This window comes from Acidovorax sp. FG60 (assembly GCF_057808995.1).
In genome coordinates, this window is sequence record NZ_JBMDJC010000004.1 from 1 (window position 1) to 16,446 (window position 16,446).

The window sequence follows — 16,446 nt, forward strand, 5'->3', positions numbered from 1 at the left end:
GTCACCACATTTCTGCAGAACCGCCTCAGTAGCGAAGCCCTCGACTATAGCACTAATTTTGAGAGACTAGAAAGAAATGGGGACGAAAATTCAGCAGACTACGGGACAGAGGCCGTCATTGCAGCCTCCAAGGCATCGATGAACAGGGCAGCGACATCGCACCCCGTCTGGTCAAAGATCTCCTGGAAGCAGGTGGGGCTCGTGACATTGATCTCGGTAACGCAATCGCCGATCACATCCACTCCAGCCAGCAGCAGGCCCCGCGCCTGAAGCACAGGCCCCAAGGCGTTACCGATTTCCCAGTCCCGAGTCGACAACGGCTTAGCCACCCCCTTGCCTCCGGCAGCCAGGTTGCCCCGGACTTCGCTGCCCTGCGGGATGCGCGCCAGGCAAAAAGGCACTGGTGCCCCCCCGATGATGAGGACACGTTTGTCGCCTTCGACGATCTCCGGCAAGAACTTCTGAACCATGACACTTTGCGCGCCGTGGCGGTTCAGGGTTTCGGTAATGCTTCCCAGGTTGAGCCCATCCGGGCCCACGCGGAAGATTCCCATGCCGCCCATGCCGTCGAGCGGCTTGAGAATGATGTCCCCGTGCTCTGCATGAAAACGCTGAATGTCTGCGGCATCCCGCGTCACCAGAGTGGGCCCGATGAATTCCGGAAACTCCATGATCGCCAGCTTCTCCGGGTGGTCGCGCAGCGCACGGGGCTTGTTGAACACACGGGCGCCGTCACGCTCAGCCTGCTCCAGCAGGTGTGTCGCATAGAAATACTCGCTGTCGAAAGGCGGGTCCTTGCGCATCAGCACAGCGTCGAAGCTGGCCAAGGGTGCACTGCGCCCGGGCTGTGCGGCGTACCACTGCACCGGGTCTGCTGTCAGTTGGATGTCGCACACACGGGCCGTCACCTTGCTGCCACGCTGCCAGGTAATGTGCTGCGGCTCGCACACCGCCAAGGTGTGCCCGCGCCGCTGAGCCTCGCGCATCATGGCGAATGTCGTGTCCTTGTAGATCTTGAAGCTTTGCAGGGGATCGGCAATGAAGAGCAGTTTCATGGTGTCAGGTCAGAAAGGTGTGCAGGTGCTGCCAATGGCAGATCACTTGCAGACAGACAAGAAGAACAGGGAGCGACGCATGCAATGCGCCGTGTACCTCACGCTGGTGAACGCCTGTACTGTTGCACAAATAGCGCAAACCTGCCCGCGAACACCACGCAGCTGAGCGTCACCAGAAACGTAGAAGGTGTCGCACTTTAGATTTGAGGCCGCCAAGCGCCAGGGCCTGAAAACACCTTAGAACCTGTTCAAATCTCGATCTTGGACCCGAGTTCGACCACTGCGTTGTTCGGCAGGTGCAGGAAGTCTGCCGCGCCGCTGGCGTTGTGGTGCATCTGGGCAAACAGCTTTTCGCGCCAGGGGGCCATGCCGCCGCCCATGGTGGGGATGACCGTATCGCGCGAGAGGAAGTAGCTGGTCGTCATGGCCTCCAGCTCGCAGCCCCGGCCGCGCAGCAGCTCCAGCGCGCGGGGCACATCGGGGTCGTTCTTGAAGCCGTAGTGGATCACCACCTGCCAGCAGTCGTGGCCCAGCGGTTCGACCTGCAGGCGCTTGTCCAAGCCGATCCAGGGGGTTTCGTGGTTGTGCACCGTGACGAACAGGTTCTGCTGGTGCAGCACCTTGTTGTGCTTGAGATTGTGCAAAAGCGCATTGGGCACCGCGCCGGTTTCGGCAGTGAGGAACACTGCGGTGCCATCCACGCGCGTGGGCGGACTGACAAACACCGACTCTAGGAAGTCCTTGAGGTCGATTGCGTCGGCACGCAACTTGTCATTCAGCAGGCGGCGCCCTTCTTTCCACGTCATCATCAACGAGAACACGATGCCCCCAATCAGCAGCGGGAACCAGCCGCCCTGGAACAGCTTGAGCAGGTTGGACGCAAAAAACGCCAGGTCCACCACAAAGAAACAGCCGGTGGCCGCAATACACAGCGCCAGCGGGTAGCCCCAGCCATAGCGGATCACGAAGAAGGTCAGCGTGGTGGTGATCAGCATGTCCAGCGTCACGGCGATCCCATAGGCTGCGGCCAGGTTGCTGGACGAGCGGAACATCACCACCGCAAGAACGATGGCGGCGAACAGCCCCCAGTTGACCAGCGGCATGTAAATCTGCCCCGTGTCGCGCACGCTGGTGTGCTGGATATTCAGTCGGGGCAGGTAGCCCAACTGAATCACCTGCTTGGTCACGCTGAAGGCGCCAGTGATAAGGGCTTGCGACGCGATCACCGTGGCCATGGTGGCCAGCACCACCAGCGGGATCAGCGCCCAGTCGGGTGCCATCATGTAGAAGGGGTTCTTCACGGCTTCGGGCTCGGCCAGCAGCAGTGCGCCCTGGCCAAAGTAATTGAGCGTGAGCGCCGGCATGGCCACGCCAAACCAAGCCAGGCGAATGGGCCGCTTGCCAAAGTGGCCCAGATCGGCATACAGGGCCTCGGCGCCGGTCACGCACAACACCACCGCACCCAGGATGATGAAGCTGGTGCCCGGGTTGGCCCACATGAACCCGACCGCATGGTGCGGGCTCAACGCCCAGAGGATTTCGGGGTGGCCCACGATGTGGGAGACCCCCAGGAGGGCAATGCTGAAAAACCACACCAGCGTGATGGGCCCGAAGAACTTGCCGATCCCGCTGGTCCCGCGCTTTTGTACGGCAAACAGGCAAAACAGCACGACCAGTGTGATGGGAATCACGTACTGCTTGAAGTGGGGCGAGACCACCTCAAGCCCTTCCACCGCCGACAACACCGAAATGGCGGGGGTGATGACGCCGTCACCATAAAACAGCGAGGTGCCGAAGATGCCCACTGCCAGCAGCACGCCACGCAGCCGGGGTTTGTCCTTCACGGCCTGCGAAGCCAGGGCCAACATCGCGATCAGCCCGCCTTCGCCATGGTTGTCGGCGCGCAGCACCAGCACCACGTATTTCAGCGAAACAATGACGGTCAGCGTCCAGAAGAAGATCGAAAGAATGCCGTAGATGTTGTCTTGCGTGAACGGCACATGGCCGGACCCGAACACTTCTTTGACGGCATACAGCACACTGGTGCCGATATCGCCATACACAACACCGATGGCGCCCAGCGTGAGCGCTGCGAGCGATGACTTGGAGCTTTGCACTGACCGCACCCGGCACACAAGGGTCGCCGGGTTCCGTTACTTTTGGGAACGCTATTGTGCGCTTGCGCCCGATCAAGCGCCTGGAGGCCACACCCTATGTTGCAACGCAGCAACTCACCCTTGGCAGTCGTGGGCCGACGTGGCAGGCAGCGTCCCCTGGCTGGCAGGAACGCGCCGTGGGCAATTCAGGGAAGAGGCTAGTCGTACACCTCGGCGTCGGGGTTGGTGGCCTCCAGCTCATAGCTGGCTGCCAGCATCGCCAGGCGGCCCACCACGCCATACATATAGAAGCGGTTGGGCGCACTCACCCCCGGGCGCACGCCAGGCTGGGGCATGTGGGTGCTGTGCTCAAAGGCCAGCGGCACGAAGCTGGCGCCCGGTGCATTGAGGTTTTCGTCCACGCCGCGCTCGGCATGCATGCGGTAGAAGCCGCCCACCACGTAGCGGTCCATCATGTAGACCACAGGCTCGGCCACGGCCTCGTGCACACGCTCCTGCGTCAACACGCCTTCCTGGATGATGAGGTCGTTGACCGGCTGGCCGTCCTTGATGATGGCCATCTTGTTCTTGGTCTTGCGGTTGACCGCATCGAGCTCCTTGGCATCGCGCACGGTCATGATGCCCATGCCGTAGGTGCCGTTGTTGGCCTTGACGATCACGAACGGCTTTTCGTTGATGCCGTATTCCTTGTACTTGCGACGCACCTTGGTCAAAAGCGCATCCACCGTGGTCTGCAGCTTGTCCATGCCTTTGTCTTCGGCAAAGTCCACCTCGTCGCACTGGCTGTACATGGGGTTGATGAGCCAGGGGTCGATGCCCAGCATCTTGCCAAAACGCTTGGCCACCTCTTCGTAGTTCTTGAAGTGGGTACTCTTGCGGCGCACGCTCCAGCCCGCGTGCAGCGGCGGCAGCAGGTACTGCTCGTGGATGTCTTCCAGGATGCCGGGGGCGCCGGCCGAGAGATCGTTGTTGAGCAGGATGGTGCAGGGGTCAAAGTCCTTGAGGCCCAGGCGGCGCTTGGTGCGCACCACGGGTTCCAGCGTCACCGTGTCTCCGTTGGGCAGCTCGATCAGCGTGGGCTTCTTGATTTCGGGGCTGATGGAGCCCACGCGCACGTTGAGCCCGGCCATGTTGAAGATGCGCTGCAGCTGCACCACGTTGGCCAGGTAGAAGGTGTTGCGTGTGTGGTTCTCCGGAATGATCAAGAGGTTGCGCGCCTCGGGGCAGATCTTCTCGATGGCAGCCATGGCGGCCTGCACGGCCAGGGGCAGCATCTCCTTGGTCAGGTTGTTCCAGCCGCCGGGGAACAGGTTGGTGTCCACGGGCGCGAGCTTGAAGCCGGCATTGCGGATGTCCACCGAGGTATAGAACGGCGGCGTGTGCTCCATCCACTCCAGCCGGAACCAGCGTTCGATGGCGGGCATCGAGTCGAGAACGCGCTGTTCGAGTTCGTTGATCGGCCCTGTCAGGGCCGTGATGAGATGCGGAACCATGGGAAGCCCTCAGAGGAGACGGGAACGATTGCAATCCATTGTAGGGTTGGGGCGTGACCGGCCTTCGCAAGCCCGCCGGGCGGATTTTTCGGGCTGCCCCGCTCAGCGCCGCCAAAACGCCGGGGTGAGCAAGGCCATGAAGCTCAGAATCTCCAGCCGCCCCAGCAGCATGGCCAGCGTGCACACCCACACCTGAAAGTCCGTCAATACGGCGTAGTTGGACGCTGGCCCCACGCTGCCCAGCCCCGGCCCCATGCAATTGACGCTGGCGATCACGGCGGAGAACGCGGTCACCGGGTCCAGGTCGGTGAGCAGCAGCACCATGCTCAGGCCAATGATGGTGGCGCCATACACCAGCATGAAGGCGAGCACCGAGAAGATCACCCGGTTGTCCACCACCGCATCGCCCAGGCGCACCGGCTGCACGGCGCGGGGGTGCACCAGGCGGTTCATCTCGCGCCGCGCTTGCTTGAGCAGGATGAGCATGCGGACCATCTTGATGCCGCACCCGGTGGAGCCCGCGCTGGTCGCCACGCCCGACAGCAGCAGCATGAACACGGGCGCAAACACCGGCCAGCTCAGGTAGTCCACCGTGGCGTAGCCGGTGGTGGTGGCAATCGACACCAGGTTGAACATGCCGTAGCGCAGCGCATCGAGCGGCGCATACACGCCTTTCACCCACAGCAGCACCGACACCAGCAGCCCCCCGCCCACCAGCGTGAACAAGGTGGCGCGCAGTTCGGGGTCGCGCCAGAACCCCTGCCAGTGGCCTTTGCGAATAGCCACAAAATACAGCGCAAAGTTGCAACTGGCCACCAGCATGAAGCCCACGGCAATGGCTTCCAGCAAGGGCGACTGATAAAAACCGAAGCTGGTGTCGTGGGGCGACAGCCCCCCCAGGCTCACCGTGGAAAACATGTACATCAGCGCGTTCACCGGGTCCATGCCCCCCGCCCAGTACGCCAGCGCACACGCCGTGGAAAACAGCGCGTACACCCCCCACAGCCCTTTTGCGGTTTCGGTCATGCGCGGGGTGAGCTTGGCATCCTTCACCGGGCCCGCCGCCTCGGCCTTGAACAGCTGACTGCCGCCCACGCCCAGCAAGGGCAACACCGCCACGGCCAGGATCAGGATGCCCATGCCCCCCACCCACTGCAAAAAGGTGCGCCACACGTTCATGGACACGGGCAATGCGTCGAGCCCGGTGAGCACCGTGGACCCGGTAGTGGTCAGGCCCGACACCGCCTCGAAGTACGCATGGGTGAACGACATGGGCCGGCCGATTTCATGGGTGACCAGCATCAGCGGCAGCGCCGCAAACAGCGGCAGCAGCACCCAGACCAGCGTGACCAGCATCACGCCATGGCGCGGCTGCAGCTCGCGCCGAAACAGGCGCAGCTTCCACCACAGGCCGCAGCCTACGGCCAGGGTCGCAGCCATGGCCACTGGGTAGATGTGCCACACCCCATCGCGCAGGAACCACGACACCGACAACGGCAGCCCCATGGTCAGCGCAAAGATCATGATCAGGATGCCCAGCACCCGCAGCACGGGAAACATGTCCACCATGGCGTCGTTCTCGCAGGCCCTGCGTCAGAAGAAAGTGGCGCTCACGCGGAAGAGCTTTTCCACGTCACGCACCAGCCGCTTGTGCGGCAGGAAGAACACCACGTGGTCGTTGCTCTCGATGACGGTGGAGCTGCGCGGGATGATCACTTGGGGTTCGCGCAAATCATCAGGCGGCACGTCCGGCGAATCCGGCAGGCCGCGCACGATCAGGCCCATGTGCACCTCGTGCGGCAACTGCAGGTCGCTGACCTTGCGGCCGACCACGCGCGAGCTTTTGCGGTCGCCGCGCGCCACGATCTCCAGCGCTTCGGCCACGCCACGGCGCAGACTGTGCACGGCCTGCACATCGCCCTGGCGCACATAGGCCAGGAGCTCGCCCAGCATGGCCTGCGCAGGCGACAGCGCAATGTCGATCTGCGTGCCGTGCATCAGGTCGGCGTAGCTGCGCCGATTGATAAGGGCCAGCACCCGCTTGGCGCCCATGCGCTTGGCCAACAGGGACGACATGATGTTGTCCTCGTCGTCATCGGTCAGCGCCAGGAAGAGGTCGATCTCTTCCACGCTCTCGCCGCCCAGCAGGTCTTCGTCCGTCGTATCGCCCTGCAGCACCAGCACATCGGACGGCAGACTGGACGCCAGCTCGATACAGCGATCAGGGTCGGACTCAATCATCTTGATGTGAAACCGCCCCGGCTCCTTGCTGAGCTGGCGCGCCAGCCGCAGCCCCACGCGGCCACCCCCGGCAATCATGATGCGCCGGACAGGCTGCCCCGGGCGGTCCCCGCGCCGGTGCAAGGCCGTGAGCACGTTGGCAATGTGGCCGCTGGCCGCCAGCACAAACACCTCATCGCCCGGCTCGATGCGCGTGTTGCCATCGCAGGCCACAAAGCGGTCCGGCTCGTCCTGAAACCGCCGGTAGATCGCCACCAAGCGCATGGCCACGTCGGGCAAGCTCTCGCGCAGCTCGCAGATGGTGCGGCTCACCATGGGCGCCCCGGCGCGCGCGCGCACCGACACCAGGCAGGCGCGGCCGCCCGCAAACTCGCGCACCTGCATGGCCTCGGGGTATTCGATCAGCTTGCCGATGTAGCGGGTCAGGGACTCTTCGGGGCAGATGATGCGGTCCACGCCAAAGCCCTCGGGGCCGGTCAGCCGCTCATCCAGCGTGAATCCGTTGGAACGCACCCGCGCGATGCGCTTGGGGATGTTGAACACCAGTTGCGCCACCTTGCAACACACCAGGTTGGTCTCGTCCTGTGCAGCGCAGGCGATCAGCAGATCGGTGTCCTCGGCGCCCGCCTCGGCCAACACGGCCGGTTCGATGCCATTGCCCACCACACCGCGCAGGTCAAAGCGCGACTCCAGGTCGCGCAGGCGGGCGGCATCGGTGTCGATGACGGTGATGTCATTGCGCTCCGACACCAGGCTGTCTGCCACGCTCTGGCCCACACGGCCTGCGCCGAGGATGATGATTTTCATAAGAAATTGGGCCCTAGCGCTTTACAGGCAAGCGCTAACAGCTATGAAATAAGGAGCAAATCAACCCCGCACCTCACCCTCGCCCAGCACCACGTACTTGAGTGAGGTCAGCCCTTCGATGCCCACCGGCCCGCGTGCGTGGAACTTGTCGGTGCTGATGCCGATTTCGGCGCCCAGGCCGTATTCGAAGCCGTCGGCAAACCGCGTGCTGGCGTTCACCATCACGCTGGCCGAATCCACCTCGCGCAGGAACTGCTGGGCGTGCATGTGGTCACGCGTCAGGATGGCATCGGTGTGGTGGCTCGAATAGTGGTTGATGTGGGCAATGGCCTCGTCCACACCGGCCACCACCTTCACGCTGATGATCGGGGCCAGGTATTCCTCACTCCAGTCCTGCTCGGTGGCGGGCACCAGCTGGGCACCAGGCACCGAGGCCAGGATGGCCAGCGACTCAGGGCAGCCGCGCATCTCCACGCCCTTGGCCGCATAGACAGCGCCAATCTTCGGCAAAAACTCTGCCGCCACGCCGCGCGCCACCAGCAGGCCTTCGCTCGCGTTGCAGGGGCTGTATTTGTTGGTCTTGGCGTTGTCGGCCACCTTCACCGCCATGGCGATGTCGCAGGGGTCGTCCACATAGGTGTGGCAGTTGCCGTCCAGGTGCTTGATCACGGGCACCTTGGCATCGCGGCTGATGCGCTCGATCAGCCCCTTGCCGCCGCGCGGGATGATCACGTCCACAAACTGCGGCATGGCAATCAGCTGGCCCACGGCCTCGCGGTCCGTGGTCTGCACCAGCTGCACACCGTGCTCCGGCAGGCCCGCCTCCGCCAGTGCCTGCTGCACCAGCTTGGCCAGCGCCTTGTTCGAATCAATCGCCTCGGAGCCACCACGCAGGATGCAGGCATTGCCGCTCTTGATCGACAGCGACGCGGCCTCGATGGTCACATTGGGGCGGCTCTCGTAGATCATGCCGAACACGCCAATCGGCACGCGCATCTGGCCCACGCGGATGCCGCTGGGCTGCTGCTTCATGCCCAGGATCTCGCCAATGATGTCGGGCATGGCGGCGAGCTGCTCGCAGCCTTCGGCGCAGGTCTCCAGCACCTTGGGGCTGAGCTTGAGGCGGTCCACCATGGGCTCGGCCAGGCCGTTGGCCACAGCGCGCTCCAGGTCTTTGGCGTTGTCGATCTGCAGCGAAGCCACGTTCTCACGCAGCAAGCGGGCCAGCGCCTTGAGCGCTTTGTTTTTGATAGCTGCTGGCGCTTTGGCCATCAGCGCAGAGGCCGTTTTGGCCTGGAGACCGAGAGAATGCGTGTATTCGGCGACGTTGAGAGCGTTCATCCAGCGATTTTGCCGCACTTGGCTTTACCCTTGCGGCCTTGCCCTACTCGCACATCCTTGGCCATGACCACCACCGCCCCCGCCCAGCTCGTCGCCCTGACCGAAGCCTTGCAGGCCTTTGAACGCGGCGACCACACCGCCGCCACCCTGAGCACCCTGGCCCGCCAGCAAACCACCCTGCTGGCCGCCCTGCCCCCACGCTACGGCGAGGTGCTGCTGAACCTGCTGGACCGGCTGGAGTCGAGCGCGCTGTTTTCGGAGGAAAGCTGCTCATTCAGCCAAAAGGATCTGGTGGCCAACCTGCGGATGTGGGCAGACAAAGCGCGCGGGGTGCTGGAGCAGCCCTGAAGCCCACGGGCACACAAAGCCGCCACTACATATTTGATAGCTACTTGCGCTTACTGGATAAGCGCCAGAGGCCAAAAACACTCAAATTTATCGGCCAACCTTACCGCGCGGCCTGGGTCAGCCTGCACACCTGCAACGCAAGCCTCTGCAGCGCCTGCCACCCGTCCGTGGGCCAATCGGGCTGCTTGAGCCCCTTGACGATGCCGTCCACGATATGCGCCGACTGCAGCAGGCGCGCCAGCGCCGCGTCGCTGGCCCTGGGCAGGATGCGTTCATACAGCTTTTCCTTGGCGCCCCACACCCGGTTTTCGCGCAGGGCCATGGGTAGAGGGCGGCCGGCGTTCATGGCGTCTTTCACGCGCTTCAAGGCACGGATGTCTTCGGCCAGCGCCCAGTGCACCAGCACTTCGGCCTCACCCTCGGCCTGCAGGCCGTCGAGCATGCGCTGCACGCGGGCGGTATGGCCTGAGAGCACGGATTCAGAGAGCTTGAACACGTCGTAGCGCGCCACGTTGAGCACAGCGGCTTCGACCTGGGCCTGTGTCAGCTCGCCGGGGGGGTGGAGCAATGCGAGCTTTTGGATCTCCTGGTGGGCGGCGAGCAGATTGCCCTCCACCCGGTCGGCAAAAAACTGCAGCGTGCGCTGGCCCTCCTCGCCCGCCACCACGCGCTGGCCCTGGGCGGCCAGACGCTGGGCGATCCACTGCGGCAGCATGCCGCGCTCGATGGGGTCGATCTGGATCGAGGTGCCGCTGGATTCCAGCGCCGCAAACCATGCGCCCGTGCGTGTGGCCTTGTCCAGGCGCGGCAGCATCACCAGCGTGAGCGTGCTGTCGTTGCCCTTGGCGGATTCAGCAATCTGCTGCAGCGCCACGCCGCCATCCTTGCCGGGCTTGCCCGAGGGGATGCGGATCTCGACGATCTGCTTGTCGGCAAACAGGCTCAAGCTGCCGCCAGCTGCCAGCACAGCGCTCCAGTCAAAGTGAGCGCCTGCTACCGTGTACGAGGTGCGTTCGGTATAGCCCTGAGCACGGGCCGTGGCGCGGATGGCGTCTGCCGCCTCCTGCTGCAGCAGGGGCTCGTCGCCATGCAACACGTAAAGCGGCGACAGGCCCCGTTGAAGATGCGGTGAGAGTTGGGCCAGGGCGACTTGCATGCGGCAAAGTTTATCGCCTGGGCAGGCCCGGCACTGTGCACATTGCCAGCAAATGCCCTCACAGTGCACAAGAGAGACCGCGAACTAGTCAGCTGCAGTGCTATTCACTGGCGCCCAAAGCCCCGAGAATTCCCCCGGGGCGCGTACACGCGCCCGTACCGACATCGACTGCCTTCCCAGAAAGCCCCCGCACCATGCCACCCAACGCCCTGCGCAGCGCCCAGCCCACCAGCCTGATCGGCGCCCCCACCGACATCGGCGCCGGGGCGCGCGGCGCCTCCATGGGGCCCGAGGCCCTGCGCGTGGCGGGCCTGCAGGCAGCGCTGGAGTCGCACGGACTGCAGGTGTTTGACCGGGGCAACTTGAGTGGCCCCGCCAACCCCTGGCAGCCGCCCGTGGACGGTTATCGACACCTGCCCGAGGTGGTGGAGTGGAACCAGCGGGTGTTTGACGCCGTGTATGCCGAACTGCAATTGGGCCACCTGCCCATCCTGCTGGGTGGCGACCACTGCCTGGGCTTGGGCAGCATCAGCGCCGTGGCCCGCCATTGCGCAGAAATGGGTAAGAAGCTGCGGGTGCTGTGGCTGGATGCCCATGCCGACTTCAACACCAGTGCACTCACGCCCAGCGGCAATGTGCATGGCATGCCCGTGGCCTGCCTGTGCGGGTTCGGCCCCGAGGCGCTGACCGGGCTGGCCCGCATGCCGGGCGGTGGCGCGGCGCTCCGCCCGTCGCAGATCCGACAAATCGGCATCCGCAGCGTGGACGCAGGCGAAAAGCGCTTTGTGCATGAGCAGGGCCTGGAGGTGTTCGACATGCGCTACATCGACGAGGTGGGCATGCGCCAGACCATGCAGCAGGCGCTGGCCGGACTGGATGCACACACCCACCTGCATGTGAGCTTTGATGTGGACTTTCTGGACCCCGACATCGCGCCCGGCGTTGGCACCACGGTGCCGGGAGGCCCCACCTACCGCGAGGCGCAGTTGTGCATGGAGATGATTGCCGACAGCGGGCGCCTGGCCTCGCTGGACATTGTGGAACTCAACCCCGCGCTCGATGTGCGCAACCGCACGGCGGTGCTGGCGGTGGACTTGGTGGAGTCGCTGTTTGGCAAAAGTACGCTCATGCGGACATCCCCCTGAGCACCTGCGCCTCGCCCATCACGAACGCCCGGCACGGCGCTGTCGCTGCCTGCTGCTCTGCGCTACCGCCAAGAGGCCACAGCCGCACGCCTGGGCTCAGCGCTTGGCCGCTGCCAGGCGGCGCATAAGCTGCTGCACCAGGTCGGTCCGCATGTTGCGGTAGAGCAGTGCTTCCTCAGCCTCCTTGGCCAGGGCGATGGTTTCGTTGTAGCTGATGTCGCGCTGCTGCAGCAGCTCGGTCTCGGGAATCAGTTCGGCACCTGCCGGGGTACGCAGCCGGAACCTGATGCGCAGGCGCAGCTGCAGTTCGCGCACCTGGCCGGAAGCATTGAGCCCCACCACCGCGCGCTCCTGCTGCTCCTGCAGCACATCCAGAATGGCATCGGCCGTGGGCATGGCCGCCGGGTCGCGCAGCAGCTGCAGCTTGCCGCCCGAACCCTCCAGCGTGCGCTGCAACTCCCGCGCGAGGGGCGAGCCTGCAGGTGCTGCGATGTAGAGCGAGTCAAACCCGAACTCGGGCACGCCCCGCAGCCGAAATCCGCAAGCGGACAGCAGGGCCACGGGCGCGAGGGAGAGCAGTGTGCGCTTGTTCATGGGGGCTATACCACCACGTTCACGAGGCGGCCAGGCACCACAATGACGCGCTTGGGCGCAGCGCCTGCAGCCTGGGCCACAAACGCCTCGCTGGCCAGGGCAATGCGTTCGATCTCGGCCTTGTCGGCCTGTGCGGGCACATGGATGGAGCCGCGCAGCTTGCCGTTGACCTGCAGCATGAGCTCGATCTCGTCCTGCACCAGCGCGTTCGCATCGACCTGGGGCCAGGGTGCATCCAGCAGGTCGCCCAGTTCGGCCGCGTAACCCAGGCCGCTCCAGAGGCTGTGCGCAATGTGGGGGGTGGCCGGGTACAGGCAGCGCAGCAGGATGCCAAAGCCTTCGATCAGCGCCACCTGAGCACCAGCCGAGTCGGTGGCCTTGAAGTCTTCGAGCGCGTTGATCATCTTCATCGCGCCGGAGACTACGGTGTTGTACTGCATGCGCTGGTAGTCGTAGTCCACCTGCTTGAGCACGGTGTGGATCTCCAGGCGCAGGGCCTTGGCTTCTTTGCCGAATTCCACATCTTTCAGGCTGCTGGCGCTTGCTACGCTTGCGCTTGCAGCTCCCATATCCATAGCAGACAGCTTGAGGCCGAAGTTCCACACCCGGCGCAGGAAGCGGTAGCTGCCTTCCACCGCCGCGTCGTTCCACTCCAGCGTGGCTTCGGGCGGGGCGGTGAACATGGTGTACAGGCGGGCGGTGTCGGCGCCGTACTTCTCGATCAGGTCCTGCGGGTCCACGCCGTTGTTCTTGGACTTGGACATGGTGCCCACGCCCTCGTAGTCGATGGGCGTGCCCACGGGCAACAGGCCGTCGCCGCTGGTGGCTTCGTTCTTCAGCTTGGCGCCGATGATCTTGCCGCCTTCGTCCAGCACGTGCTCCACGTCGTGCGGCCAGAAGTAGTCCTTGCCGCCCTTGGCGGTGCGGCGGCTGTAGATGTGGTTGAGCACCATGCCTTGCGTGAGCAGCTTGGTGAAGGGCTCGTCCACTTTCACCAGGCCCAGGTCGCGCATGACCTTGGTCCAGAAGCGGGCGTACAGCAGGTGCAGGATGGCGTGCTCGATGCCGCCGATGTACTGGTCCATCGGCATCCAGTAATCCGCGCCACCAGCCACCATCGCATCGGTGTTCTTCGGGTCGCAGTACCGCATGAAGTACCACGAGCTATCCACGAACGTGTCCATGGTGTCCGTCTCGCGGCGGGCAGGCTTGCCGCACACGGGGCAGGTCACGCCCGCGTGGAAGCCTTCGTGCTTGTGCAGCGGGTTGCCCGAGCCGTCGGGGATGCAGTCTTGCGGCAGCACCACGGGCAGGTCTTTTTCCGGCACGGGTACAGCGCCGTGCTCGTCGCAGTGAATGATGGGGATCGGCGTGCCCCAGTAGCGCTGGCGGCTCACGCCCCAGTCGCGCAGGCGCCAGGTGGTCTTCTTCTCGCCCAGGCCCTTCTGCTCCAGCGCATGGGCCACGGCGTTTACGGCTTCCTTGTACGACAGGCCGCTGAAGCTGTCGGAGTTGATGGTCACGCCACGTTGCTTGTCGCCGTACCAGTCATTCCACTGGTGGTAGTCAAAGTGCTCGCCATCGACCAGCACGACCTGCTTGATCTCGATGCCGTACTTGAGGGCAAACGCAAAGTCGCGCTCGTCGTGCGCGGGCACGCCCATCACGGCCCCGTCGCCGTAGCCCATGAGCACATAGTTACCGACCCAGACCTCGACCTTCTCTTCAGTCAGCGGGTGGGTGACGTACAGGCCCGTGGGCACGCCCTTCTTCTCTTGCGTGGCCAGTTCGGCCTCGGTCGTGCCGCCGCTCTTGCACTCTTCGATGAAGGCTTTCAGTGCAGGGTTGGTTTTGGCGGCATGGGTGGCCAGCGGGTGCTCGGGCGCCACGGCGCAGAAGGTCACGCCCATGATGGTGTCGGCGCGCGTGGTGAACACGTACATCTTGCCGTCGCCGATCAGTGCACCGTCGTCGCCCGCGATGTCGTGCGGGAAGGCGAAGCGCACGCCCTCTGACTTGCCGATCCAGTTTTCCTGCATCAGCTTCACGCGCTCGGGCCAGCCGGGCAGCTTGTCGCCGGTGACGAAGTCCAGCAGCTCTTCGGCGTATTCGGTGATCTTGAGGTAGTAGCCGGGGATCTCGCGCTTTTCGACCACCGCACCCGTGCGCCAGCCCTTGCCGTCAATCACCTGCTCGTTGGCCAGCACGGTCTGGTCCACCGGGTCCCAGTTCACGACCTGGGTCTTGCGGTAAGCGATGCCCTTTTCCAGCATCTTCAAAAACAGCCACTGGTTCCACTTGTAATAAGTGGGGTCGCAGGTGGCCACTTCGCGGCTCCAGTCGATGGCCAGGCCCATGGCCTGCATCTGCTTTTTCATGTACGCGATGTTTTCGTACGTCCACTTGGCAGGGGGCACACCATTCTTCAGCGCCGCGTTCTCGGCGGGCAGGCCGAACGCGTCCCAGCCCATGGGCATCAGCACGTTGTGGCCGTTCATGCGCAGGTAGCGCGTGAGCATGTCGTTGATGGTGTAGTTGCGCACGTGGCCCATGTGCAGCTTGCCGCTGGGGTACGGCAGCATCGAGCAGGCGTAGAACTTCTTCTTGTTGGCGTCTTCCGTCACGCGGTAGGCATCGGTGGCGGTCCAGTGGCCGTGGGCGGCGCGCTCGACGTCTTGGGGAGAGTATTTGTCTTGCATGGGGGCTCGGGGGTGAGAGGGAGGTGCAGCCGCAGGGCCGCGCTGCGCAGATTTTAGGCTGTCAGGCCCCACCTTCCGCGCCTGGCGCCGCCAGCGGCCTGCGCAGAACGGCTGGCACGGCAGCGCACGGCGGTTTCAGGGGGCCTTGGCAGGGGCAGACGGAGCGCCTGCGGCCGGTGGCTCGGCCACAAAGCCGATGCGCTGCAGCCCGGCCAGATGCGCTGCGCCCATGACCTCGACCACGCGCCCGTAGGGCACTGCGGCGTCAGCGCGCAGCTGGATTTCGGTGTCGGGCCGTTCGGCGCCGATGCGGCGCAGGCGCTCAGCCAACGCGCTCTGCGACAGCGGCTGGTCGTCCAGAAAGGCTTGGCCCGACGCATCGACCACAAGGGTAACGAACTGCGGCGCACTACCGGGCGTGGCGCCCTCGGAGCGTGGCAGGTCGAGCCGGATGGAACTGGCCAGCAGCGGTGCCGTGAGGATGAAGATGACCACCAGCACCAGCATCACATCGACCAGCGGCGTCATGTTGATGTCGCTCATGGGCTGTGGCCCGGTGGTGCGTTCGAGTCTGCCGAAACTCATGCCCCCACGCTCCCCGCTGCGCGTGGTTCGCTGCCCCCCATGGGGGCGGACCCGCCTTGGGGCGGCCCGGCGGCGGGTCGGCTCGCATTGCTCAGACCTTCTGTGGTGCCTGCCAAACTCTGGAGTGCCGCCGTGTCAATGACCAGTTCGCGCAGGTCGCGCGCAAACCCTTCCAGGTCCGCCTCGATGCGACCGATCAGCCGCCCAAACACGTTGTAGGCCAGCACGGCGGGGATGGCCACGGCCAGCCCGGCCGCCGTCATGACCAGGGCCTCGCCCACGGGGCCGGAGACGCGGTCGATGGTGATCTGGCCCGCGCCCGCCATGGCCGTCAGCGCATGGTAGATGCCCCACACGGTGCCCAGCAGCCCCACGAACGGCGCGGTGGAGCCCACCGTGGCCAGCAGCACCTGGCCAAACTGCAGGCGCCCCAGCACGCCATGCAGGGCATCGCGCAGCACCCGGGTCAACCGCTGAGACAGGCTGCCCGCGCTGGCCAGCGAGGCCGGGGCATCGGGCAGAGAATGATTTGCTATTGAATTTGCAGCAACCACCAGAGGCAAGACCAGCGCAGCGCGGTCAAAAGACTGCAAACGTTGTGCTGCAACCTCCATGGATGGCGCCTGCCAGAACGCCGCAGTGCAGCGGGCCACATCGGCACTGGCCTGGCGCATGAGCCGCAGCTTCCAGACGATGACCACCCAGCTTGCCACCGACATGGCCAGGAGCACCAGTGCGGCACCCTGCGTGACGGCGTCGCCCTGGCGCCACCAGTGAAGCGCGTCCATCAATACCTCGTTATTTGGCGCATCGCCCGCAACTGGCGCGCCCGAGGCCAGTGCCACCGTGGAACTGGCTTCGCCAG

13 protein-coding genes are annotated in these 16,446 nt (G+C 64.6%); 2 read left to right on the forward strand and 11 right to left on the reverse strand.

Annotated elements, in window-relative coordinates; translation table 11 throughout:
- Nucleotides 1-98: 98 nt before the first annotated feature.
- The 6 genes from gshB to ACODS0_RS07185 form a co-directional block, all read right to left on the reverse strand.
- Complete coding sequence (gshB, locus tag ACODS0_RS07160; RefSeq protein ID WP_488833904.1) at nucleotides 99-1,055, reverse strand: glutathione synthase; 957 nt, start codon at nucleotides 1,053-1,055, stop codon at nucleotides 99-101.
- A 248-nt stretch (nucleotides 1,056-1,303) separates the two neighbouring features.
- Nucleotides 1,304-3,172 carry a potassium transporter Kup gene (locus ACODS0_RS07165; protein ID WP_121421466.1) on the reverse strand — a complete coding sequence of 623 codons (1,869 nt, stop codon included), beginning with the start codon at nucleotides 3,170-3,172 and terminating at the stop codon, nucleotides 1,304-1,306.
- Between the two features lie 197 nt (nucleotides 3,173-3,369).
- On the reverse strand, nucleotides 3,370-4,665 hold the full coding sequence (gene gshA / locus ACODS0_RS07170) for a glutamate--cysteine ligase (protein WP_488833906.1): 1,296 nt from the start codon (nucleotides 4,663-4,665) through the stop codon (nucleotides 3,370-3,372).
- 102 nt (nucleotides 4,666-4,767) lie between these two features.
- Nucleotides 4,768-6,234, reverse strand: coding sequence for a TrkH family potassium uptake protein (locus tag ACODS0_RS07175; protein ID WP_121421467.1), 1,467 nt, complete (start codon nucleotides 6,232-6,234; stop codon nucleotides 4,768-4,770).
- 24 nt (nucleotides 6,235-6,258) lie between these two features.
- Nucleotides 6,259-7,713: a Trk system potassium transporter TrkA gene (gene trkA / locus ACODS0_RS07180; RefSeq protein WP_228900234.1), complete on the reverse strand. Its 1,455-nt coding sequence runs from the start codon at nucleotides 7,711-7,713 to the stop codon at nucleotides 6,259-6,261.
- Nucleotides 7,714-7,773: 60 nt separating this feature from the next.
- A complete protein-coding gene (locus ACODS0_RS07185; RefSeq protein ID WP_488833910.1) occupies nucleotides 7,774-9,054 on the reverse strand; it encodes a glutamate-5-semialdehyde dehydrogenase in 1,281 nt (426 codons plus the stop codon).
- Between the two features lie 63 nt (nucleotides 9,055-9,117).
- Here ACODS0_RS07185 and ACODS0_RS07190 point away from each other — a divergent pair, with 63 nt between their 5' ends.
- Nucleotides 9,118-9,402: a hypothetical protein gene (locus tag ACODS0_RS07190; RefSeq protein ID WP_156358621.1), complete on the forward strand. Its 285-nt coding sequence runs from the start codon at nucleotides 9,118-9,120 to the stop codon at nucleotides 9,400-9,402.
- Between the two features lie 100 nt (nucleotides 9,403-9,502).
- Here the strand turns inward: ACODS0_RS07190 and holA are convergent, their stop codons facing one another.
- Nucleotides 9,503-10,558, reverse strand: a complete 1,056-nt coding sequence (gene holA, locus ACODS0_RS07195; protein ID WP_228900239.1) for a DNA polymerase III subunit delta — start codon at nucleotides 10,556-10,558, stop codon at nucleotides 9,503-9,505.
- Between the two features lie 194 nt (nucleotides 10,559-10,752).
- Here holA and rocF point away from each other — a divergent pair, with 194 nt between their 5' ends.
- The gene (gene rocF, locus ACODS0_RS07200) at nucleotides 10,753-11,703 is read left to right on the forward strand and encodes an arginase (RefSeq protein WP_121421472.1); all 951 of its coding nucleotides are present in this window, start codon (nucleotides 10,753-10,755) and stop codon (nucleotides 11,701-11,703) included.
- A gap of 96 nt (nucleotides 11,704-11,799) precedes the next feature.
- Here rocF and ACODS0_RS07205 read toward each other — a convergent pair whose 3' ends face one another.
- The 4 genes from ACODS0_RS07205 to ACODS0_RS07220 form a co-directional block, all read right to left on the reverse strand.
- Nucleotides 11,800-12,297 carry an LPS-assembly lipoprotein LptE gene (locus ACODS0_RS07205; protein ID WP_055395428.1) on the reverse strand — a complete coding sequence of 166 codons (498 nt, stop codon included), beginning with the start codon at nucleotides 12,295-12,297 and terminating at the stop codon, nucleotides 11,800-11,802.
- A gap of 5 nt (nucleotides 12,298-12,302) precedes the next feature.
- Complete coding sequence (gene leuS / locus ACODS0_RS07210) at nucleotides 12,303-14,996, reverse strand: leucine--tRNA ligase (RefSeq protein WP_488833915.1); 2,694 nt, start codon at nucleotides 14,994-14,996, stop codon at nucleotides 12,303-12,305.
- Nucleotides 14,997-15,131: 135 nt separating this feature from the next.
- Nucleotides 15,132-15,581: an ExbD/TolR family protein gene (locus ACODS0_RS07215; protein ID WP_176887395.1), complete on the reverse strand. Its 450-nt coding sequence runs from the start codon at nucleotides 15,579-15,581 to the stop codon at nucleotides 15,132-15,134.
- Nucleotides 15,578-16,369, reverse strand: coding sequence for a MotA/TolQ/ExbB proton channel family protein (locus tag ACODS0_RS07220; RefSeq protein ID WP_121421476.1), 792 nt, complete (start codon nucleotides 16,367-16,369; stop codon nucleotides 15,578-15,580). Before ACODS0_RS07220 ends, ACODS0_RS07215 begins: the two co-directional genes overlap by 4 nt.
- Between the last annotated feature and the right edge of the window lie 77 nt (nucleotides 16,370-16,446).

Bases quoted from the DNA above. Each gene is read 5' to 3' on its own strand.
- trkA (WP_228900234.1), bottom strand. From the start codon at position 7,713: ATGAAAATCATCATCCTCGGCGCAGGCCGTGTGGGCCAGAGCGTGGCA.
- gshA (WP_488833906.1), bottom strand. From the start codon at position 4,665: ATGGTTCCGCATCTCATCACGGCCCTGACAGGGCCGATCAACGAACTC.
- ACODS0_RS07175 (WP_121421467.1), bottom strand. From the start codon at position 6,234: ATGGTGGACATGTTTCCCGTGCTGCGGGTGCTGGGCATCCTGATCATG.
- ACODS0_RS07185 (WP_488833910.1), bottom strand. From the start codon at position 9,054: ATGAACGCTCTCAACGTCGCCGAATACACGCATTCTCTCGGTCTCCAG.
- ACODS0_RS07220 (WP_121421476.1), bottom strand. From the start codon at position 16,369: ATGGACGCGCTTCACTGGTGGCGCCAGGGCGACGCCGTCACGCAGGGT.
- gshB (WP_488833904.1), bottom strand. From the start codon at position 1,055: ATGAAACTGCTCTTCATTGCCGATCCCCTGCAAAGCTTCAAGATCTAC.
- holA (WP_228900239.1), bottom strand. From the start codon at position 10,558: ATGCAAGTCGCCCTGGCCCAACTCTCACCGCATCTTCAACGGGGCCTG.
- ACODS0_RS07190 (WP_156358621.1), top strand. From the start codon at position 9,118: ATGACCACCACCGCCCCCGCCCAGCTCGTCGCCCTGACCGAAGCCTTG.
- rocF (WP_121421472.1), top strand. From the start codon at position 10,753: ATGCCACCCAACGCCCTGCGCAGCGCCCAGCCCACCAGCCTGATCGGC.
- ACODS0_RS07215 (WP_176887395.1), bottom strand. From the start codon at position 15,581: ATGAGTTTCGGCAGACTCGAACGCACCACCGGGCCACAGCCCATGAGC.
- ACODS0_RS07205 (WP_055395428.1), bottom strand. From the start codon at position 12,297: ATGAACAAGCGCACACTGCTCTCCCTCGCGCCCGTGGCCCTGCTGTCC.
- leuS (WP_488833915.1), bottom strand. From the start codon at position 14,996: ATGCAAGACAAATACTCTCCCCAAGACGTCGAGCGCGCCGCCCACGGC.